This is a genomic window from Cohnella ginsengisoli (assembly GCF_029525555.1).
Taxonomy (GTDB): Bacteria; Bacillota; Bacilli; order Paenibacillales; family Paenibacillaceae; genus Cohnella; species Cohnella ginsengisoli.
In genome coordinates, this window is sequence record NZ_JAPDHZ010000003.1 from 856,096 (window position 1) to 877,849 (window position 21,754).

At 60.2% G+C, this 21,754-nt stretch carries 16 protein-coding genes and 1 pseudogene; 4 read left to right on the forward strand and 13 right to left on the reverse strand.

The features are described from left to right. Positions 1–73: 73 nt before the first annotated feature. From OMP38_RS15365 to OMP38_RS34715, 4 genes are all read right to left on the reverse strand, one after another. Positions 74–5,056, reverse strand: coding sequence for an Ig-like domain-containing protein (locus OMP38_RS15365; RefSeq protein ID WP_338130573.1), 4,983 nt, complete (start codon positions 5,054–5,056; stop codon positions 74–76). A gap of 103 nt (positions 5,057–5,159) precedes the next feature. Further along, the gene (locus OMP38_RS15370) at positions 5,160–6,701 is read right to left on the reverse strand and encodes an ABC transporter substrate-binding protein (protein ID WP_277565918.1); all 1,542 of its coding nucleotides are present in this window, start codon (positions 6,699–6,701) and stop codon (positions 5,160–5,162) included. Positions 6,702–6,740: 39 nt separating this feature from the next. Continuing rightward, positions 6,741–7,625 (reverse strand): carbohydrate ABC transporter permease, encoded by an 885-nt coding sequence (locus tag OMP38_RS15375; RefSeq protein ID WP_277565919.1) that lies wholly within the window; start codon positions 7,623–7,625, stop codon positions 6,741–6,743. Positions 7,626–7,638: 13 nt separating this feature from the next. Further along, positions 7,639–8,052 (reverse strand): ABC transporter permease subunit, encoded by a 414-nt coding sequence (locus OMP38_RS34715; protein WP_338130519.1) that lies wholly within the window; start codon positions 8,050–8,052, stop codon positions 7,639–7,641. Positions 8,053–8,149: 97 nt separating this feature from the next. On the opposite strand from OMP38_RS34715, the gene OMP38_RS34720 reads away from it, so the two are divergent. After that, positions 8,150–8,551, forward strand: a complete 402-nt coding sequence (locus OMP38_RS34720; RefSeq protein WP_338130520.1) for a hypothetical protein — start codon at positions 8,150–8,152, stop codon at positions 8,549–8,551. Positions 8,552–9,213: 662 nt separating this feature from the next. On the opposite strand, the gene OMP38_RS15385 is transcribed toward OMP38_RS34720, so the two are convergent. The 5 genes from OMP38_RS15385 to OMP38_RS15405 all read right to left on the reverse strand — a co-directional run bounded on the left by OMP38_RS15385 (position 9,214) and on the right by OMP38_RS15405 (position 14,682). Then, the gene (locus OMP38_RS15385) at positions 9,214–11,526 is read right to left on the reverse strand and encodes an AraC family transcriptional regulator (RefSeq protein WP_277565920.1); all 2,313 of its coding nucleotides are present in this window, start codon (positions 11,524–11,526) and stop codon (positions 9,214–9,216) included. A 127-nt stretch (positions 11,527–11,653) separates the two neighbouring features. Then, complete coding sequence (locus OMP38_RS15390; protein WP_277565921.1) at positions 11,654–12,928, reverse strand: BNR-4 repeat-containing protein; 1,275 nt, start codon at positions 12,926–12,928, stop codon at positions 11,654–11,656. Between the two features lie 426 nt (positions 12,929–13,354). Continuing rightward, complete coding sequence (gene bshB2 / locus OMP38_RS15395; protein WP_277565922.1) at positions 13,355–14,011, reverse strand: bacillithiol biosynthesis deacetylase BshB2; 657 nt, start codon at positions 14,009–14,011, stop codon at positions 13,355–13,357. A gap of 27 nt (positions 14,012–14,038) precedes the next feature. Then, positions 14,039–14,383 carry a YojF family protein gene (locus OMP38_RS15400; RefSeq protein ID WP_277565923.1) on the reverse strand — a complete coding sequence of 115 codons (345 nt, stop codon included), beginning with the start codon at positions 14,381–14,383 and terminating at the stop codon, positions 14,039–14,041. Between the two features lie 116 nt (positions 14,384–14,499). Continuing rightward, the gene (locus tag OMP38_RS15405) at positions 14,500–14,682 is read right to left on the reverse strand and encodes a hypothetical protein (RefSeq protein ID WP_277565924.1); all 183 of its coding nucleotides are present in this window, start codon (positions 14,680–14,682) and stop codon (positions 14,500–14,502) included. Between the two features lie 168 nt (positions 14,683–14,850). Here OMP38_RS15405 and OMP38_RS15410 point away from each other — a divergent pair, with 168 nt between their 5' ends. From OMP38_RS15410 to OMP38_RS15420, 3 genes are all read left to right on the forward strand, one after another. Next, a complete protein-coding gene (locus OMP38_RS15410) occupies positions 14,851–15,039 on the forward strand; it encodes a spore coat protein (RefSeq protein ID WP_277565925.1) in 189 nt (62 codons plus the stop codon). Between the two features lie 12 nt (positions 15,040–15,051). Further along, entirely contained in the window at positions 15,052–15,363 is a 312-nt protein-coding gene (locus OMP38_RS15415) for a spore coat protein (RefSeq protein ID WP_420869657.1), read from the forward strand. Between the two features lie 212 nt (positions 15,364–15,575). Further along, on the forward strand, positions 15,576–16,571 hold the full coding sequence (locus OMP38_RS15420) for an LLM class flavin-dependent oxidoreductase (RefSeq protein WP_277565926.1): 996 nt from the start codon (positions 15,576–15,578) through the stop codon (positions 16,569–16,571). 129 nt (positions 16,572–16,700) lie between these two features. On the opposite strand, the gene OMP38_RS15425 is transcribed toward OMP38_RS15420, so the two are convergent. The 4 genes and pseudogenes from OMP38_RS15425 to OMP38_RS15440 form a co-directional block, all read right to left on the reverse strand. Further along, the gene (locus OMP38_RS15425; protein ID WP_277565927.1) at positions 16,701–17,297 is read right to left on the reverse strand and encodes a DUF2087 domain-containing protein; all 597 of its coding nucleotides are present in this window, start codon (positions 17,295–17,297) and stop codon (positions 16,701–16,703) included. 520 nt (positions 17,298–17,817) lie between these two features. Beyond that, positions 17,818–18,993 carry a sugar ABC transporter permease gene (locus OMP38_RS15430; protein ID WP_277565928.1) on the reverse strand — a complete coding sequence of 392 codons (1,176 nt, stop codon included), beginning with the start codon at positions 18,991–18,993 and terminating at the stop codon, positions 17,818–17,820. A 12-nt stretch (positions 18,994–19,005) separates the two neighbouring features. Then, positions 19,006–20,526: an ATP-binding cassette domain-containing protein gene (locus OMP38_RS15435; protein ID WP_277565929.1), complete on the reverse strand. Its 1,521-nt coding sequence runs from the start codon at positions 20,524–20,526 to the stop codon at positions 19,006–19,008. 97 nt (positions 20,527–20,623) lie between these two features. After that, positions 20,624–21,731: pseudogene (locus OMP38_RS15440) on the reverse strand (sugar ABC transporter substrate-binding protein). Positions 21,732–21,754: the final 23 nt, after the last annotated feature.

A 21,754-nucleotide genomic window follows, 5' to 3' on the forward strand; every position in this document is an offset into this window, starting at 1 on the left:
AGAAACCGCCCCCCTTCGTCAACGGCCGCTTGTCGCAGCCGCGTCGCAAAGGAGCGGTCTCTTTTTTAAATCGTTACTTCGTCACCTGCACGACCAACGTCTCGCTTGTCGTCGTGCCCGCCGCGTTCGCAAGCTCCGCTCGGTATTCGTAGCTGCCCGGCGCCCGACCGGAGACCGAAGTCTTGGCCGACTGCGCGGACGGCGTGCCGGCGATCAACTGCTGCGTATCGATCAGCTCGCCGTTCTCATAAAGCCGGTACGTCCCGCCGTTCGTGCCCCACCACATGTTCATCGACACGTCGTAGCTGCCGTCGCCGTCCCAGTTGTTCGCGGACAGCACCGGCTTGCCCGGCTTCGCGTCCTTGACGGTGACGGTGAGCGTCTCGCTCGTCGTCTTGCCCTTCGCGTTGATGAGCTCGGCGCGGTAGCGATACGTGCCATCGGTCCGTCCCGAGATCGTCGTGACCGCGGATTGCGCGGCCGGCGATGCGCTGGCGAGCGACTGCGTATCGATGAGCGCGTCGTTCTCGTACAGCTTGTAGACGGTGCCGTTCTCGCCGTACCAGAGATTCATCGTGATCTTGTAGTCGCCGTCGAGCAAGCCCGTGTCGTACCCGTTGTCGCTCGACAGCGCCGGTTTGCCGGGCAGACCCGGCCCCTCGGCAGGCAATTCGCCCTTGATCTGCTCCGCGGTCAGCGTCACCGTGCCGTACGCCGCGACCTTGCCTGCGTCGTCCAGCTCGTAGACGGCGACCGCGTTGCCCTCGGCGGCGGCGAGATCGCTGCCCGCCGCATAGTCGGCCGCGCCTTCCGGCGCCTCGCCGCCCAGATCCGGCGCCGCCGGCAGCTCCGCCGCCGACGCATGCACGGCCGCCTTCAGCGCATGGCCCGCCGGCACATCGCCCACGGCCAGCCGCGTCGTGCCCGCGGCCGTGCCCGGCGCGGCCGTCACGCTGAGCGCGGCCGCCGGATACGGCGCGATGTCGGCGGCGGCGAGCTGCCGCGCGCCGAATCGCGCGATCTTGCCCGTCGCCGTCGCCGTCTCGTAGACGCCGACGTAAGCGCCCGCCGCTGCCGCGGGCAGCTCCAGCGCGGTTCCGCTCGCAAGCGGAACCGCCCCGCCCGGCAGCGTCGCGCTGCCCAGCTTCGGCGTCGCGAGCGGCGCCGCCGAGACGACCAAGTGCAGGCTGTTCGCCGCATCCGAAGCTACAGCGGTCACCTTGGTCGAGCCCGGCGCGCTGCCGGGCGCCACCGCGAGCGGCGTCGACAATGCCGGCGCCGGCTCCTGCGGCAACACCGAGAAGCGGACGTCGTCGAACAGCAGGTAGCCGAACCCGCTGGCGTAGAAGCCGACCTTGCCCGACGGGCGATAGCCCGGATCGGTGCCGTCCAGCCGGAGCGCCCCGTTTACGTACACCTTGAGATGTCCGCCCTCCGCAAGGACTTTCACGTCGTAAGTCGTATCGGCCGCCAGATCCCATCCGGTCTGAGGCGCCGTTTTCAGCACGGCCCAGCTGCCGTTGTACAGCACCCAATCCGACGTGCCGTCCGCCTTCATCTTGTAGCCGATGCGGGTCGATGCCGTCGCGTCCTGCCGGTCGAAGATGTACAGCGTGCCCCCGCCCGTTGGCAGCGTCGGCGGCGTCCGGAGCTTGAACTCGAGCATGTAATCCGAGAACGTCTTATCCAATATCCCTGTCGCGCCGTTCAAAATCTTGTACCAGCGGTTCCCGCTCGCGTCCAGATAGATGCTGCGGTTCGGATCGACGGGCCAGCCGTTGCCGCCCGACTCGAAGTTCGTAAAGTGCATGACGTTCGAGACGATGACCTGAACGGTCGCCTTCGCATTCGCGTTTTCGACCGAGGTCGCCGTGATCGTCGCTTCGCCCTCGCTCACGGCGGTAACGATGCCGCTGGCGTCTACGGCCGCGACCGACGGATCGCCCGACGTCCAGGTCAAGCCCTTATTCGCCGCATCGACCGGATCGAAGGATACGGCAAGCTGCTTCGTCTCTCCGGCGGTGATGCGCACCGGATTTTCCGTCGGGATCACGCCGGACACGTCGGTCGTCGACGCCTTGAACTGGATGTCGTCGAACATCATGTTCGTCACGTTGTTGACGTAGAAGCCGACCTTGCCGGTCGCGTTGTGCCCCGGATCCGAGCCCTTCATCCGGAAAGCGCCGTTCACGTAGACGCTGTAGTCCGAACCCTTGACGAGCGCCTTGATGTCGTACGTCGTATTCGGCAGCAGATCCTGGCCGGGCAGCTTCACTTCCTTGAGCACGGCCCAAGCCGAGTTGTACAGAATCCAGGATGACGTGCCGTCCTCCCGCACCTTGTAGCCGATCCGCGTCGAGCCGCTGCCTACCTGCTTGTCGAAGATGTACAGCGTCGCGTAGGCCGGCATGACCTCCGGCGTTTTGAGCTTGAAGGTCAGCTCGTAGTCGGTAAAATCCTTGTTGATGAGCGTCGACGCATTGTTCAGCAGTTTATACCAGTGATTGTCGTCGACCTTAACAATCGAGCGGTTCACATCTTGCGGCCACAGACCCGACCCGGACTCGAAGTCCGTCCGGTCCATGACGCCGTCGCCGGCTTCGACGTGAACGGATACGGCAGCCGTCAGGCTTGGATCGACGGCCGAGGCGACAGTCACCGTCGTATCGCCGACCGACTGCCCCGTGACGACGCCCGCCGCGCTGACCGTGGCGACCGACGGATCGGCCGAGGCGAAAGTGAGCCCCGGATTGCTGGCATTCCACGGCACGACCGCCGTCTGCAGCTTCACCGACTTGAAGCGATCGACGGTGATCGCATCGTTGTACACCGCGACGCCGGTCACCGGAAACTCGTGCGGTCCCGCGGTCGTTCCTGGCGTTCCTGACGTGCCGATGTCGCCGAACGGAATCTGCGGGAAGCCCGGAATCTGCGTGTAGGCCGGGGCGTTGGCCGCAAGCGTCAGGTCCCCGCCCGCCAGGTTGACGAAGCCGGGATCGGTCGTCGTCACCCAGTTGTTCGCGTACTGGACCAGGTTGAACTTGTCGTAAGCCCCGTACACGTTGGTCGTCACGCTCCGGGTCACCGTCGGATTGTAGACAATGTTGCCCTGGAACGTATTGGTATCCGGGTAATAGCGATTTTCGTCAAAGAAGGCGGCGAGCTCCGGATACTTGGTCAGGTACGGCGTGCCGACGAAGTTGTTGTTCGCGGCGAACAGCGCCTGCCACTTCGGCATGTAGTTCTTCGCGATCTGTCCGTCCGGTTTGTCGCCCAGATAGATATCCGCGTAGTCGTATGGCACCTTCGCGTCGACGAAAATGTTGTTGCGCGAGAGAATATGCGCGCCGCCGTTGTTCTTGATGGCGGAGTTGCCCATCTTGTAGAAGACGTTCTCCTCGATCTTGAGCCCCATCGTGAAGTTGTCCGGATAAATGCCCTCGACGCCGGCTTTGCTCGTGCCGATGTCGTGGAAATAGTTGCGCCGGATGACGGTCCCCCGCTGCTGCGGCGTCTCGCCCGCGTTCATGTAGATCGCGCCAAGATCGGAAAAGCTTTTGCACACGTCGTAGATCTCGTTGTACTCGATCAGATGGTCGTTGCCGAAAACGAGCACGCCGGGGTGCGGCGCGTCGTGCAGCTCGTTGTGCGACATCCGGTTGCCGACGCCCGACAGGATGACGCCGGGATTGTACGCCTTGTGATAATAGGCGAAATCGTGGATATGCGAGTTCTCGACGTAGTTGTTGCCCGGCGCGAGCGTCGTCTTGTTGCCGCCGCTCAGCGTGACCGCGGTACCGCCGATATGGTGGATATGGGACCCCACGATACCGAGATCGGTGCCCGGCGCGCCGTCGAAGATGTTGTAGAAAAACCGGCTCTGCGTATTGATCAGCACGCCGCTGTTCGTGAAGTTGCGGATCTCGCTGTTCACGATGCGCACATGGCTGCCGCCTACGATGACGGCCGCCGAGTCCCGCCCGTTTTCGAGAATAAGCTCCTTGAAGTCGATATAAGAAGCGTCGATCGAATTAATCATCGGCGTCTTCAGCATCGTCACCGTGATCTCGGGATTCGCGGTCTTAAACTCGGCATTCGGCAAAAAGTAAAGCTTGCCGGCGCCGCGGTCGATGTAGTACTCGCCCGGCACGTCGATCTCCTCGAGCAAGTTCTGCGCAAAGTGGAAGTCCGGGTACCAGTTCTTGTACAAGCCGCTCATCTCGCCGTAACGCAGCGTGATCGTCTTGTTCGCCGTGTCGATCGCGGCGATCTTGTTGTACGACCATTCCCAGCTGTAGCCGAAAATGCCGTCCAGCCAGATATCGTCCGCCTGCGTCCAATACTGCGGCCGGTCGTACGTATACGTGAACGTGCCGCCTCGCTGCTGCAGGTCCGCATCCTTGCGCGTCGGGCCTGGGTCGATGATGTCCCCCATCTGGACCGTGCCTTCGTTCGGCCAGCGGGCGAGCGTCATGCCCTGACCGTTCACGTACAGCTCCATCGGCGGCACCTGGCTCAGGTCGTTGGCCAGATAGTAGCCGTGGCGGCTCATCACCCCGTAGTCGGTAATACCGAGCGCCGCGAGGTCGATCTGCAGCACCTTCGATCTCGCGTCCTGGCTGATGATCCGATTCAGCACGGCGCTGTCGGTCACCGGCGCGAACCCGCTCTTCGGGATATCGCGTCCGCCGGAGAGACGGACCGTCTCTCCGGGATACGCCATGTACGTGATCGTCTTGCCGGCTTCGCCCGAGTCGTCCGCACCGAGCTCGAAGCTCGACGTCCGCTCGTACAGCCCTTCTCTCAAATAAACGGTGACGCCGCCGTCCGGCAGGCCGCCATTCTCCTTCATGCCGCGGATGGCGTCGCGCGCCTTCTCCAGCGTCTTGAAGGGCGCGGCGATCGTGCCGGCGTTGGCGTCGCTGCCGTTCGTCGCGACGTACAGAACGGCACCGGCTTCGGGCGCCTCGTCGGTCGCAGCGGATACTTGCATCATCGGAAAAGCGCAGAACAATACCATCAAGCCTGCGAGCCAAGCCGTCATCCGTCTTTTCATGTGCATGCGTTTCCATCTCTCCTTAACGTATGAGTCTGGAACACCGCGCCCGACTTCGGCGCCTTTCTCGTTGCCGCGGACCGCTTATGCGATTATTTTTCGATTATTTTTTGAGACCCGATGTTTTCAGGTATTCTTCGAATTGCTTGGTAACCTCTGCGACGTACTTCTCTTCGCCGGCTTCCTTCAGCTTCTCGTACAGCCCCGGCCACGTCTTGTCGAAGTCGAGCGTGCCGGTCTGGATGCCTTTCTTGTACTCGCCCCATACCGCGTTCAAGTTGGCGATCTCGGTGACAACGGGCTCGGAGTTGAACTTGAAGCCGCCGACCGGGTTCAGCTCGGCCGTTTCGTTGATCTTCTTCGTTTGCTCCCACACGTCCTTCGGCTGGCCTTCCTTCAGGTAGCTGTTGAACACGTTGCCGAAAATGAAGTCCATGTTCGGACGGTACTTGGAATCCGCCGTCGGCGTGATGAAGCCTTCCGCGCTCTTCGTATAGTGCTCGCCCTCGATGCCGTTGCTGATCAGGTTGTAGAGCTCGGCGTCGCTGTTCATCAGGTTGATAAGCATCATCGCGCGCTCCGGATTTTTCGACGTGCGGCTGATCGACAGGTTCGTCGTCGCGGAGTAGCCGTTCGTGAACCAGTCGCTGATCGGCACGACGATCACGTCGTTGCCGCCGTTGCGGCCTTTGACTTCGGCTTCGACGCCCGGCTTGAGGACGTTTTGGAAATCGACGGCGATCTGGCCTTTCGCCTGGTAATCCGTCATCTTGGCCGTAGCTGCGTCTTTGTAAATGTAACCGGCTTTGTACCACTTGCTTGCCAGTCTGAACGTGTTCAGCTCTTCCTCAGGATAGCGGTACAGCTTGTAGGTCGGGTCGCCCGACTTGATGAAGAAGTGATCGTCAAGCCCCGGCACGCCCCAGTACGTCGCGTCGTGCAGCACGGTGTTGTAGTAGCCGTTGAACGGAATGATGTCCGGCTCGCCCTGCTTGATCTTCTCGAGGAACGGCTCGATATCTTCCATCTTCTTGATAGAGGCGGTGTCGAGCTGGTACTTGTCGGCGAAGCGCTTCTGGATGATGAAGCCGTAGCGCGAGCCGTTGATCTGCTGGTTGGCGACGCCGTAGATCTTGCCGTCGACCGTGAGGCCGTCCCACATGTACTGCGGCATATCCGCTTTAAGCGCCGGCGCGTATTGCTCGATGAGATCGTCGAGCGGCTGCAGCGCGCCTTTGCGGACGAGCTCCTCCGGCTTGATCAGGTAGCCGGTCCACATGATGTCGAACGTCTCGCTGGCGGCGAGCACGGTGTTCATCTTTTGCACGTAGTCGCCCAGTGCAACCGGTTTCAGTTTGACGGTCGCGTTGATTTTCTCTTTGACGATCTTGTTGACCGCGTCTTCGACCTTCTGCTGGTCCGGCTGCATCTGGTTCAGCGGATAGTACCACGTCAGCTCGACCGGCTTGAGCTCGGAACCGCTCGAAGCCGTGGCCGCCGCGCTGGACGCGGCCGGGGACGATCCGCTCGCGCTTGGCGAAGCGGCGGCGTTGCCCCCGTTATTGTTGTCGTTGCCGCAAGCCGCCAGCGCGGTAGCGGTGAGCAGCGCAAGCGCCGCCGTAGAGCCGATTTTTCTTTTCAGCATTCCTGTGACCTCCTAGTTTTTTGCTCTGGTTCAAATATGTTAACCCTTGAGGGAGCCAACCGTAAGTCCTTTGACGAAAAAACGCTGGAAAAACGGAAACACGATAAGCATCGGCCCGCCCGCCAGAACGGCGATCGCCATTCGCGCGGAGTTGTTCGGGAAATGCGACAGATCGATGCCCAGCTGCTGGGCGAAGTCCGAGTTGGCCGTGATGAATTCGATGCTGTTCAGCGTCCTCACCAGCAGCAGCTGCAGCGGCACCTTGTTCGGATCGTCGATGTACAGCATGGCGTTGAACCATTCGTTCCAGTAGGCGAATGCGATGAGCAGTCCCATCGTCGCCAGCGCCGGCGTCGACAGCGGCAGAATGATGCGGAAGAAAATCTTGAACTCCCGCGCCCCGTCGATTTTGGCCGACTCGATCACCTCGAACGGCAGCTTCGACAGGAATCCTTTCATCACCATGATGTTGAACGGCGACAGCAGAACGGGCAGGATGAGCGCCAGCAGACTGTCCTTCAGGTGCAAATACTGCGTGACCAAAATGTAAGAAGGAACGAGTCCTCCGCTGAACAGCATCGTGAAAAAAACGTAGAACGTGGTCATTCGGTTGTACCGGTAATCCGGGCGGGAGACGACGTAGGCGGTCATCGCGGTAATGAGCAGGCTGACGATCGTGCCGACGACCGTCACGATCAGCGTCACCTCGTAAGCCCGGAACAGAATGACCGGGGAGTCGAGCATGTACCGGTAGGCATTGAGACTGAAGACGCTCGGCCAAAATTGATAACCGTGCTGCGTCAGCGCCTGTTCGTCCGTGAGGGACACGGCAACGACGAGCAGGAACGGCAGAATCATCAAGACGGAGAGAATGACGAAGAACAGGTGGATAAACGTGCGCGGGATCGGACTTGCTTGCTGCATCTGCGATTCCTCCTTACCACATCGAGTGATCCGGGTTGATTTTGCGTACGATGCCGTTCGCGGCGAGCACCAGGACCAGGCCGACGACGGATTGATAGAAGCCGACCGCGGCCGACATGCTCACGTTCCCGACCTCACGGAGCGCCCGGTAGACGTAAGTGTCGATGACGTCCGTCGAGGAGAACAGGAAACCCGAGTTGTTCGGAATGAAGTAATGCAGCCCGAAGTCGCCGCGGAACATGCCGCCGATCGACAGAATGAGCATGATGATGATGAGCGGCGTGAGCAGCGGCACGGTGATTTTCAGCGCCATCTGCGATTTGGTCGCCCCGTCGATCCGGGCAGCCTCGTAGTAATCGCCGCTGATGCCTATGATGCCCGCGAAGTAGATCAGCGTCGTGAAGCCGATCGCTTTCCACAGATGCACGACGATCAGAATGACCGGCCACGGGCCTGAATCCTGATACCAGCTGACAGGATTGAACCCTGAGGGAGATCAGCATCCGGTTGATGAAGCCGTCCGAATGATTCAGGAACGCGTAGGCGATGTAGCCCACGAGCACCCAGGACAAGAAGTGGGGCAGGAACAGCGCCGTCTGGTAAAACTTCGTATACTTCGCCTTCAGCTCGTTCATGAGCACCGCGAGGAACAAGGCCCCGAGCGTCGTGATCAGCATGTAGCCGGCGTTGTACAGCACGGTGTTGCGCGTAATCCGCCAGGCAGTATCCGTCGTGAACAGGAATCGGAAATTGTCCAGGCCGACCCACTTGCTCCCGAACATCCCGAGATCGTAACGATAATTTTTGAAGGCGATGATGAGCCCGATCATCGGCAGATACGCGAAAATCAATTTGTAGATGAGTCCGGGCAGCGACAGCAGGAACAGCTCCCGGTTGTTTTTAAAATGTTTGAGCTCTCTTCTTAAGAAAGACTGGCGCTTCGGCTTGTTGGCGATGCCGACCGGCGGAGATTCCGCACCGGCTAATGCGCTTGGACGGCTCTGGTCGCTCAGGGCGACTGATGCTTTGTTCGGCATGACGAATGCTCCTTCCCTTGCTTCCCGTGCTTCTCTCGCTGCCCTTGTTGCTCCGGCTTGCAGGTCTAACGATAGCGCAGGGGGGCTTCGGGGACGGTACTGTACATATGCAGGATTCCTGTAAACGCCGGCTGTACGTATGCCAGAATGCTGTAACGGCGCGGCTCGCGGGCTGTACAGGCGCTGTACAGTGCCGTACAGGTCCGGTGGCGCGACCGGCTTCACGACAAACAAGCCAGCCGGATATTCCGGCTAACCTGATGAAGCAATTCGTCAATCCGCGCGACCGGCGCGTCTAAAGTAGTCTCAGTCGGCACTTCTTCGCACTCCCGCCCGACCGGCGCGCCGAATGTAGTCTCAGTTGGCACTTCCTCGTCCATCCACCCAACCGGCGCGCCGAATGTAGTCTCAGTTGGCACTTCCTCGTCCATCCACCCAACCGGCGCGCCGAATGTAGTCTCGGTCGGCGCGTCGAAAGTAGTCTCAGTCGGTACTTCTTCCACCATGCGAGCAGCAAAAAAGCCCGTGCCGGCGTACGGACGGGCAATTTCTCACGTATTTCGTTCGATGGCGGACTTCAGCCTGTATTCCTTGGGCGTGACGCTGTACCTGCGCTTGAACAGCCGGTAAAAATAACTCTCGTTGCCGAAGCCGACCCGCTCCATGATCTCCGATACCGTCAGGTCCTGTTGCTCGAGCAGCAGCCTCGCTTGGGTCAGTCGCGCGCTGTTGATCCGGTCGACCACCGTCTCGCCGGATTGCGCTTTGTACACCTGGCCTAGATAAACCGGGTTCATCTTGAGCATGTCGGCGATTTTCTGGACGTTCAAGTCCGGGTCGACGAAATGCTTGTCCACGATCTCCGCGATCGTGTCGGCGATCAGCCGGCTTTTGTCCTCCTTGCCGCTCTGCCGCTGCTCGAACATCTCCCGCGCCACGGCGAGCAGCACGTCCCGCGCCTCGTCCAGCGTCTCGGTGCCGACCAGGCGCCGATTGACCGCGTGGAGGTCGACGGATACCGGGTTCAGGTTGAACTGGTTGATCTCGCCGAGCGTATTGCTGATCGTCATCCCCATCTGCAGCAGCGCTGAAAACATATTTTCGAAGCTGAACGCGCCGATCGCCCGCTGCCAGCTCTCGATCGCTTCCGTCGTCTGCGCCAGGTCGCCGCTCTTGAGCCCTTCGATCAGCTGCTTGTCCAGCTCGCCGGGAATCCGGAACTGCTCGTTGCGCTCGTTGGCTTCGATGTCCTCCGGCTCGATGACCGCCCCGTGCCCGAGGATCATCCGGTAATCGGACTGCCGAAGCGTCAGGGCATATTGACGCGAGATGTCCCGATAATGATCGAACGTGCGGCTCAAAGCGACCGTGAACGAGACGCGGTAGTAAGACAGGATCGTCCCTTGCAGCTCGCGGAACCGCTCGCCCAGAGCCTCCAAGCCGCCTTCGCCTTTGCCGCTGACGATAAAGACGAGATGGCCGTCCTTTATATCCGCGTACTCGCACCCGTAGTCGCGGCGAAGCAGCTCTTCGCCGATATTCGCGATGGCAAAGGTAAACAGAGATTCGGAGCCTTCGCCCGATGCCGCGACGAGCGTCTCCCGCCTGTCGAGACGGACGACCGCGAGCCTAAGCGCGCCGGACGACGCGATGTCGATGCCGTATTGCTCCCTGTTCTGCCTGAACTCGGCTTCGGATACGGCATCGCTTCCGCCGAGCAGGCTTCGCAGATGGTACACCTTCGCGATGTTCCGCTTGGACGCCTCCTCCCGCTCCAGTCCTTTCAGCTTGTCGACCATGCCCATGTAGTTGGCGGCGATCAGCGTCAGCTCGTCCTTGGCCTGCGCGTGACCGCGCGGGTCCTCGGGAATCAGGCTGAGCAGGCGTCCGACCGGACGGTACAGCCGCAGGGAGAAAAACACCGACAGCAGCACGGCGAACAGGACGACCGACAGCATGACCCCGATCTCCGTCCACTTCATCCGGTTCACGTTCCCCAGTACCGAATCGTAGTCGCGCAGGCTCAGGATGCGCCAGTTGTTCATCCCTTTTCCGAGATAGGCGACCTTGTACTTCTTCCCTGCGTGCCGGTAGACGAAGTCTTCGAGCGTGCTGGACGACGCCGCGATCCGCGGCATCACCTTGTCCTTGAGCGCCATCTGGGCCGCGGACAGCGGCTCGCTCGACATGAGGACATTGCCGTCCCCGTCGGTCACGAGGAGCAGATCCTTCTCCCGGTCCGCGAGCTTGTTCAGCGCCTTCACGTTGTCCAGCAGCCAGTCCGGCTTCACGGTCAGGATCAGCACGCTCCCGTTGACCGAGCCGAGCGAGGGGCCGTCGTACAAAAAACAGGCGAAAACGTCGATCCCGCTGCCGCCGCCGTCCAGATCGAGCGGCATCAGCTGCAGCTTCGGAACGTCCGGATGCTGCTTCAAATAGCCGTCTAAAACCTCGTACAGCCGGCTGTTGTCCATGCCATGATTAAGCGAGGAGAAAAAGCGCTTCTGGCTCGGGTTGTAAAACGCCACGGCATGCAAGTAGGGCGATTCGGCGACCGTGCGATCGAGCCGGTCGATCTTCAGGATGCTCTGCCGGTAATCGGCCCCCGCCTTCAGCGCGATCAGCTCGTCGTCGTTGAACAGGGACACGGCCATGTCCTTGACGATGCCGTTCATGTTCTCGATATTGTAGTTGATCTGCGTGAGCAGCTTGCGGTCGGCGTCGTTCTGCAGGCTGAGCACCTTGCCGCGGGCGTTGACGTTGAGCATGTAAGCGGTCACCGCCAGGGTGACGACGACGAGCATGAAGCTGAGGAGGATTCGCTGCAGGAACTTGCGCGTGCGGAGCGTTCGGAACACGTTCATAAGGCTTCTCTCCCGAGTTGCATTGGTGCACTAACTATAATCGCTCTTTCTTTTTGTTGTCAACGGATGGCAAAAAAGAGAGCGGACGGACGTTGTGCGCGCGTCCGCCGCTCCCGTTCGCCTCTATTTAATTGCGTCCGTAATACAACTTGAGATTGGCGATATCCACGAGGTACAGGATATCGGCGCCGTTCGCGTTCCGCTCGACCGCGAGGCGCTGGATCGGAATGCCCGGCGCGAGCGATGCCTGGCTCCAGCCTGTGCCCGACTGCGCAGCCATGAAGGCGCGATCCGTCCCGGCGGCCGTCACGTAGTAGACGCGCGACTGCGTGCCCGTCCACGTGACGTCGATGGCGGCCGTCGTCTCGGCGGCGTCGTAGACGGTCTGCAGATTCCAGCCGGTCGCGCCGCGGGTCGCCTGCTTGACCGAGAACGTCGTGCTTCCCTCCTCGCGATACCGGTAAGCGATGACCGGCTTGTTCGCCGAATCGACGGTCAGCTTGGCGCTCTGCACGCCGGGGCCGCCGGGATCGCTGCCGCTCTGCACGTAAACTTCGGTCGGCGCCATCGGCTGCACGACGTCGGCCGTCGCCGTCGATACGGGCACCGATACGGGCGTACCGTCGGCTTTGGAGAACGTGTTCGTAGACGGGCTGTATTTAAGGTAAGACAGCTGGTGGCGAAGCGGGCTGGCCGCAAAGTACGCCCATTCGAACAGGATATGCAGGTCGCCGTTCGCGTCGAACGCCAGGTCGTCCGGGTATACCGAGCGATTCAGCGTAGAGGCGACGACCGCGATCTGACTCCACGTCGAAGCCGCGTTGTCCCAGCGCAGCAGCACGCCGGTGCGCTTGCCGGCGGTATCCTGGCTGGACCGGACGAGCAGGTACAGGTCGCCGTTCGGCGCCGTCGTCACGACCGGGTACGTGACCTTCATCGTCTGGTCCGGCATGTCCGCCGAATGATTCTGCGGCGCGCCGCCGACCGTATCCGACCGGAAGTAATGCCAAGCCGAATCGTGCATGGAGGCGAACACGTGGAAGCGTCCGCTGCCGTCCCGCGCGATCGACGGCTGGTTGTGGCCGTTGTCGTCGGCGTACTCGGCCACGGCAGCGCCGTCCATGACGGGAATGTTCGACCACGCCCCCGCCCCGTCGCGCCTAGCGATGTATACTTTGTGGGTACCCGCGGTGCTGCCCGGCGCGTTGTACGCCATGTAGGCGTACTCCAGTCCGGTGCCGTACGTCTCGAGCGGACTCCACCAGCCAGCCTGGTTGCTCGAATCCATCGCGTACGGCACCTGCGTCAGCGTCGCCGCCGCGCTCCCCGTGCCCGCGGGCAGCAGCGAGACCAGCGCGAGCCCCGCGATCCACGTTTTCAGTTGCTTTTTCCAATTCATCATTCACCTTCTCCTCTCCATCGCTTGGAATGAACCGCAGCTTGCGGAGCGCCCGCTTCGGCAGCGGGCGCCGGTGAAGCGCTTGCATGAACGACCGCCGAACGTCAGGCGACAGGCTAATCGTATCATGCAGGCCGCCGCGCGCGTCAGCAACAAAATGATGAGGAGGATAGAACAAAATGAGGGAATCAGACAGTCTGGTAGAACAAAATTCTGCTTGAAGAAGGCGATAGGGGCGAGGGCCGGCGCTTGAAGTATGCACGTAGATCAATAATTGGCGAGACCGCGTGGAGTAACCTGCCTAAGTGTGCACGTAGACCAATAGTTGGCGCTCGAGGTGGGTATAGAGGTTCCCGGATTAGCTGCTGGTTGTCTTGCCAGGTACCAGCAGCTTACCGGGGCCGCGCGCCCGAAGGCGAACATCCTTCTTTATGCGAACTTGTACGTCCAGAAGCGTTCGGTGCCGAATCGCTCCTGCACCTCGCGGTTTTTGTGCGGATTTTTCTCGAACAGCTGCGGGACGTAAAACTGCGAGCGATGCGACAGGATCGACGCGATCTTCTGCTTCAAGAAACCGCTGACGTCCACGAAGACATCGGGATCGCCGATCGACTCTCGGTGATTGTGCGAAAAAGCGAGGCAGTGCACGGGCGGACGGGCGGACGGATCCAGCTTGCCGATCGTGCGGACGACCGCCGCGCCGGTCGCGTCGTGGTCCGGATGGACCGCGAAGCCCGGGAAAAAGGTGATGACGAGCGTCGGATCGAGCTCCGCGAGCAGCTCGCCGATTTTCAGGTCCAGCAGGTCCTGATCCTCGAATTCGAGCGTTTTGTCATGAAAGCCGAGCAGGCGAAGATCCTGGATGCCGATGGCCTTGCAGGACTGCTCGAGCTCGCCCTTGCGGATCTGCGGAAGCGTGATGCGGTTGGCAAAAGGCGGATTGCCCATATTGCGCGCGCGCTCGCCCAACGTCAGGCAAGCGTATGTGACCTGGGCGCCCGCCGCGATGTGCTTGGCCAGCGTGCCCGAGATGCCGAAGCATTCGTCGTCCGGATGCGGCAGCACGACTAGAATACGTTGTTCCATGGATATCTTCCTTTCCCGGTCGTTAGGTTAAAAGGGTTCGCGGCTGAGCTGCAGGGCGACGACCAGCTTGCCCGAGCTGTCGTGTCCGGCCATGATCAGGCGCTCCGCGTCGGTCTCGTCGTAATGCGTCAGTCCCTCTGCGTAGATCCAGCCCTTTTCCATTTTCAATCCGACTCGATACGGTCCGTTGCCGGAGATCGAACCGATGCCGTAGCGAACCAGGGCGTTCGTGATGAAGTTAGCCGCGGGATGCTTGCTGCTATCGTTGTGGGCCGCGTAAGCGCCCGTCGTCAATTCCAAGTGTATGTACAGGTCCTGATCCTTGAGCGAATCGATCCTGTTCTGTATTTCCACGATTTGAATCGGTAGCATGCCGGCGCCTCCTCCGCTATTTATGATTCAATATACCACAGTCAAAGGAACGGCGCATGCGCGCGGCCGTCGCTATCCCCCCGAACGATGACGGAATAGCCCCGCGGCGCGGGGCTTCATGTCTCTCTTGAACGGTTCAATTCCGAATGGGCAAGCCCGATCTCCGAACTTTCCTTCCTGTCGTAAACCGTGTCGAGCTCCGCCCGCAGAGACAGGATGCCATTTTGGAAATCCTCGGTGTCGAGCATGAACGATTCGGTAACGTCCTTGCCCGAGGATAACTCGGCTGCGCCTAGCAAGACCCGGATGCGCCGGACGGCGTCGCCCTGGGGCGGCCCGTTCTCCTAAAGGCGTTTTATCGGGACTTAACCACTAACTTCAAGCTTCCATCCGCGCCGGGCTTGTTTATCCCGAAACGGAGTTGGGGTATGTTGATGTTGGCACCCAATCAGGAAGGAGCGATCGAGATGGCAAAGGAACTGGCGCTGCACGAAAAGCTAGAGGTTCACGAGATCCTGACGCTAAAAACGTCTTGCGCGACCAAAGCGAGGGCGATGGTCGAGTTCGTACAGGACGAGAAGCTGAAGGCGTTGATCGAGCAGGATCTGGTAAATTCGTCCAAGGCGATCGAAGAATTGAAATCCATCCTACAATAAGAGGTGATCGAGATGGCAATGACGACGATGAAAAAGGAAGAGCTGCTCAAGGCGACGGCGCCGCTGGACGATCTGGCGATCGCGACCGACATGCTGTTGTCGGCGAAGGCCGCGGTGCGCAGCTATGCCGTCGCGCTAACGGAGACGGCTACGCCCAAGGTTCATAAGATTCTGAAGGCGCAGCTGGACACGGCGATCGAGACGCACCGCAAGATCGCGGCTTACATGATCGAGAACGAAATGTATCATCCCTATAACGTGGACAAGCAGGTCGAGCACGACATGCTTAAAGCGGATACGGCGCTTTCGCTGATCAAAGAGTAATGCGGAATCACGCGCCCGGGCATGGCGACTGATGGTGCAGCCTGATCATAGACATGACCTGAAGCCTGACCGCAACCGCGGACGATCGGGCGGGACACGGCAGTATCGAGAAGGCGCCTACGGGCGCTTTTTTTCATGGGCGAAGATGTGCTAGGGTAAAGATAGCGTTAGAATCGTACGAGGTTGGAATCGGGAAAGGAAGTCGTGCCTGCATGAAGATTGGAATTCTGGACCAAGCGCCGATCGTAAAAGGCGGCAATGCGCCGAATGCGCTCCGAAACGCAGAGGAAATCGCCGTACTCGCGGACGAGCTCGGCTATCATCGGATGTGGATGGCGGAGCATCACAATACCCGCAACTTCGCCAGCACGGCGCCCGAGGTTATCGCCGCGCGTCTCGCGGCGCTGACGAAGCGTATCCGCATCGGCACCGGCGGCGTTATGATGATGCACTATTCGCCGCTTAAGCTGGCCGAAGTATTCAAGACCCTCAGCGCCTTTTCCCCGGGGCGAATCGACTTCGGCGTCGGCCGCGCGCCGGGCGGCGACCACTACTCGACCCGCGCGCTCGCCGAGGGACGGGCGCATCTGCCCGGCGAACTGTACGACAAGCTGCAGACGACGATGCAGCTGATCGCGGATCGCGCGCCGAAGGACCCGCTGTACGAGGGCCTGCTCGCCTCCCCGTACGACGTGCCGCTGCCGGAAGCGTGGCTGCTCGGCTCTACGGGCAACAGCGCCGTCCGGGCCGGGCGCCTAGGCGTCGGCTATTCGTTCGCGCAATTTTTCAACGGGCAGATGACGCGGGAGATTTTCGACGCCTACAGGGATAACTTCGAGCCGTCCTACTTCATGCCGAAGCCGCTCATCCTCGTGACCTACTCGGCCACCGTCGCCGAGACCCGCGAGGAAGCCGAATACATCGCGAAGCCGGCCGACCTGATGCGGCTGTCGCTCATGCGCGGCTCCCTGCAGCAGGTGATGACGCCGGAGGAAGCGCGCGACTATCCGTTGTCCGAGTCGGACCTCGCCGCCATTCGGGAGAACCGCAAGCTCCATCTCGTCGGCACGCCCGCCGAGGTCGCGGATCTGCTCCGCCGGGACCAGGAGCTGTACGGCTTCGACGAAGTGATGATCAACAGCACGCCGCATGGCATGGCTTCGCGCCTCCATGTGTTTCGGTTGCTGGCGCGGGAGCTGCTGCGGTAGGATGCGTGGCGAGTGGCGGGCAGGCGAGTTGATATAAGCCAACGGGACGAAGCAGGAGATCCTCCGCTTTGTCCCGTTTGGTTTTTCCGGCATCTTTTACCTTTTTTGGATCAACTTAGACATCTATTGTCACGCTTGCGTCTTAGCCCACATCTCCGGCGGATTCAGCTCATAAACCTCGTTTTCCCGAAACATGAATTGGTGCATGATGAACTCTCTGCGGATCGTCGCGTAATCTTCGTGGTAACCGCTGATGAACGCGTTGATCTCCTTCTCTTCGTACAGCCGCCCCGCCTCCAGTTTGGATGCGAGATGCGCCAGCACGATCAGCTTCTTTTTCAGCTGCGCGGGCAAGTGCTTCAGCCTGCCTTCCGACGTGAAAAAGTTTTTGACGACGGTCTCTTTAAGGCGCGCATCCCGCTCGATCTCCACGTCGTTCTTTTCTCCTTCGCTTTTTTTGTAGATGAGCGCTACGGCCGCGCTCGCGTTGTTTTGAAGAAAGTAGTCGTTGAGCGAGAAAAAAATCGAATTTTTCTCCCTCCGCTCGTGAATGAGACTCGCCTCGCGCAGCTTCGCCGCATGATGCGTGATCGTAGCCGGCGTCAGATACAACCGCTCCGCCAACTCCAGCCCGCTCATCTCTCCGCCGGCCAGCAAAATCAGCATCCGCAGCCGCGTCGGATCCGCCAGCGCCTTGTGGTAGGCGACGACTTTGTCGAGTTGCATGGCATCTCTCCTCTTTTTTGCCGGTAATTTGCCGAGGGATTAAAGCTTAATAAATAGCCTTCGCGATTGATTAGACAACAATCTAATTTTATTATCGTCTAATCTATTTACCATGTCAATATGTGGGATTACTGCCCGGCGGTATCGCCTGCTTTAGAGTAGCAGTGCACATGGGGGGGCGAGGCCTAATTAGCCGGAAAAACCGGTTAATTCGGCGGCTCGCATGGGGGGGCGAGGCCGAGTTAGCCGGAAAAACCGGTTAATTCGGCGGCTTGCATGGGGGGGCGAGGCCGAATTAGCCGGAAAATCCGGTTAACGGGGCGGCTCGCATGGGGGGCGAGGCCGAATTAGCCGGAAAATCCGGTTAATTCGGCGGCTCGCATGGGGGGGCGAGGCCGAATTAGCCGGAAAATCCGGTTAACGGGGCGGCGGCTCGGCCTGATTAGCGCGCCGCCGCACAGCAAAAAGCCGCCCCAGTCCCCCACGAATCTCGTGGCGGAACAGGACGGCTCCTGCAAAATTAAGCTCTTTTCTTGCGTGTCAGCACGTCGAAGATGACGGCCGCGGCCAGGACGCCGCCGCGGATCATGTACTGGTACGAGATGCCGACGCCGAGCAGGTTCATGCCGCTCGTGAGCGAAGTCATGACGATGGCGCCGATGATCGAGCCGGTGACTTTGCCGACGCCGCCTGCAGCGGATACGCCGCCAACGTAGGCGGCCGCGATCGCGTCGAGCTCGAACAACGTGCCGGCCGTCGTGGTCGCGGACTGGAGACGCGCGGTAAACAGGATGCCGGACAGCGCGGAGAGCATGCCCATCGAGCCGAAGACGATGTACGTGATCTTCTTGACGCTGATGCCGCTGAGGTGCGCGGCCTCCGGGTTGCTGCCGACTGCATAGATATGACGGCCAAGCACGGTCTTCGTCGTCAGGAAGTGGTAGATCACGACGACGGCCAGCATGATGACGACGGTCCAGGAGAAGCCGTTGTAGCCGGCGATAATCCAGGTGATATACGCGATGATGGCCGATACGAATACGAGCTTGACCGCGAAGATGCCGCCCGAGACGACATCGAACTCGTACTTCAGCTTGTTGCGGCGGTTCGCGAATTCAAAGTAAATGTAGAGCGCGATGACGACGAGCCCCAGGATCAGCGACAGCACGCTGAGGCCGCCGACTTCGCCCAGGGACGGAATAAAGCCGTTGCCGAGCGCGTTGAAGTGCTCGTTTTTAACGATAATCGTACCGGATTTCTCCGTGACCATAAGCAGCGCGCCGCGGAAGATGAGCATCGCCGCCAGCGACGACACGAATGCCGGGATGCCGACCGAGGCGACCAGCACGCCGTTGAACATGCCGATCGCGATGCCGAGCACGAGGATGACGGGAATCGTGATATAGACGGGCACGCCCCAGTCCGACAGCATTATCGCGGAGATCGCGCCCATGAAGCCCGCGGCGAAGCCGACCGACAGGTCGATGTGCCGGATGACGATGACGAGCGTCATGCCGACGGCCAGCACGGCGGTATAGCCGGTCATGTCGAGCAAGTTGCTGATGTTGCGCGAGGACATGAACAGGCCGTCCGTCATGATGGAGAACGTAAGCATGATCACGAACAGCGCGATGTACATGCCGTATTCGCGAATGTTGACTTTGATGAGCGACTTGGCTTCGTTAAAGAAATTCATCGATGATACCTCCTATTGCGTGGCGAGCTCCATGATTTTTTCCTGGCTGGCCCGTTCGATCGGCAGTTCGCCCTTGATCTTGCCTTCGGCCATGACGTAGACGCGGTCGCTCATGCCGAGCACCTCGCCGAGCTCCGAGGAGATCATGATGATGCTCATGCCTTCGGCGATCAGCTTGTTCATGATCGTGTAAATCTCGAACTTGGCGCCGACGTCGATGCCGCGGGTCGGCTCGTCGAGAATCAGCAGCTTCGGACCGACGAACAGCCACTTGCCGAGCGATACCTTCTGCTGGTTGCCCCCGCTTAAGTTGCCGACGATCTGCTCGACGGACGGCGCCTTCACGTTCATCGACCGCTTGTATTCGTTGGCTACCTTGACCTCTTCGTTCTGGTTGATGATGCCGCCTTTGGCGATGCCGTTCAGATTCGCGGCGGAGACGTTGCTCTTGATGTCCTGGAGCAGAAATAGGCCGTCTCCCTTGCGGTCTTCCGTGACATAGGCGATGCCCGCTTCGATCGCGTCGCTCGTATGCTTGAACGAACGGCGCTTGCCCTCCACGAGCAGCTCGCCTTGCAGTTTATAAGACTTCGGATTGCCGAAGATGCTGAGTGCCAGCTCCGTCCGCCCCGAGCCCATCAAGCCGGCGATCCCGACGATTTCTCCTTTTTTAACGTGCACGTTGGCGTTCTTGACGACGTTTCTGCCCGAAGGAGCGTCGTAGGCGGTCCAATCCCGGACCTCGAGGATCGTGTCGCCGAACTTCTTGTTCGCGCGCTTGGGATAGATGTCCTCGATCTCGCGCCCGACCATGTTTTTGATGATGACGCCTTCCGTGATCTCGCCCTTGGCGGCGTCGAGCGTGCAGATCGTGCGTCCGTCCCGGATGACGGTGGCCTTGTCGGCGATGGAGATGACTTCTTTGAGCTTGTGGGAAATCATGATGCAGGTAATGCCTTGATCCTTCAATTCGCGAAGCAGTTCGAGCAGGTTCTCGCTGTCGTTCTCGTTCAGAGCGGCCGTCGGTTCGTCCAGGATGAGCAGCTTCACTTCCTTGCTGAGCGCCTTGGCGATCTCGACGAGCTGCTGCTTGCCAACGCCCAAGTCTTTGATCAGGGTCTCGGGATTGACGTTCAACTTCACCTTTTTGAGCATGCGCTTGGCTTCGACGATCGTGCGGTTCCAGTTGACGACGGCGCCTCGCTTCACTTCGTTGCCCGCAAAAATGTTCTCGTAGACGGTGAGATCCGGGAACAGCGCAAGCTCCTGATAAATGATGGCGATGCCGGTCTTGACGCTGTCGCTGATCTTCGAGAAGGCTTGCACCTTGCCGTCGAATACGATGTCGCCCGAATACGTGCCATGCGGATAAACGCCGCTCAACACCTTCATCAGCGTGGACTTGCCCGCGCCGTTTTCCCCGATGAGGCAGTGGATCTCTCCCCGCTCGACCTTGAAGCTGACGTCCGTGAGCGCCTTGACGCCCGGGAATTCCTTGGTGATGCTCTTCATCTCTAGAATATAGTCGCTCATTCTCTTCACTCCTTAGGCGCAGCGACGTTCGATAATGGCGGAATCGCGATAGACGCATCTATCACGATCCCGCGCTTCTGCTATGTGCCGGCTGGGATTACAGTCCCGTGAAGTCGCCCGCTTTGTAGTAGTCCGAATCGATGAGTTTTTCCTTGACGTTGCCCTTGTCGACGACGATGACGTCCGTTTGCTTCGCCTTCACGTCCACCTTGCCGTTGTTGTAAGAGCCGGTCGTCTCGGGCGTCTTGCCGTCTCAGGATATCGACCGCCATGCCCATCGCGTCCTTGACCAGCGTGCGGACGTCCTTGAACACCGTCATGGATTGCTTGCCGTCGATCACGTATTGGATGGATGCCTTCTCGGCGTCTTGACCGGTAACGACGTAGCTCGTGATCGCCTTGTCGGAACCGAATACGTCGGCGATGGAGCGAGCCGTGCCGTCGTTCGGCGCCAGGATGGCGACGTCGCCCTTCATGTCGGCGGCTGCCGAGGTCAGGTGCGTTTGCGCTTTGTTCTTGGCTTCGTTGGCGTCCCAGTTCGTGGTGACTTGGCCGATGATCTTGCTCATTTGCTCGCGGGTCAGGTCCTTCGTATCCTTCAGCGCGACCGCTTCGCTCGAGTTCGCGATCTTGAACGTGCCGTCCGCGATCTTCGGCTGCAGCGTCTGCCATGCGCCTTGGAAGAACAGGAACGCGTTGTTGTCGGTAGCGGCGCCGGCGTACAGGTACAGCGGCTCGCCTTGACCCTTGGCGTGATCGACCAGGTATTGCGCTTGCGCCGCGCCGACCGCCACGCTGTCGAAGGTGACGTAGTAGTCGACCGCATCGGTGTTCGTGATCAGACGGTCGTAGGAGATGACCTTGATGCCTTCTTTTTTGGCTTCTTCTACGGCTGCCGCCGCTGCGTCGCCGTCTTGCGGACAGATGATGAGGACTTGAATGCCTTTGTTGATCAGCGTCTCGACGTTTTCCTTTTCCTTGGCGGAGGAGCCTTGGCTGAACAGAATATCCGTCGTATATTTCGTGCCGGACAGCGCATCCTTAAAGCGTTGCTCGTCCTGCACCCATCTCGGTTCGTCCTTCGTCGGGAGCACGATACCCACGCTCACCTTGCTGCTCGCTCCATCCTTGCCGCAAGCTGCGGCGACCGCCGCGAACATCATGACGACCAGCAATAGCGCGATCGATTTGAATCCTTTTTTCATTTGTTGTAACCCCTTTCGATCTC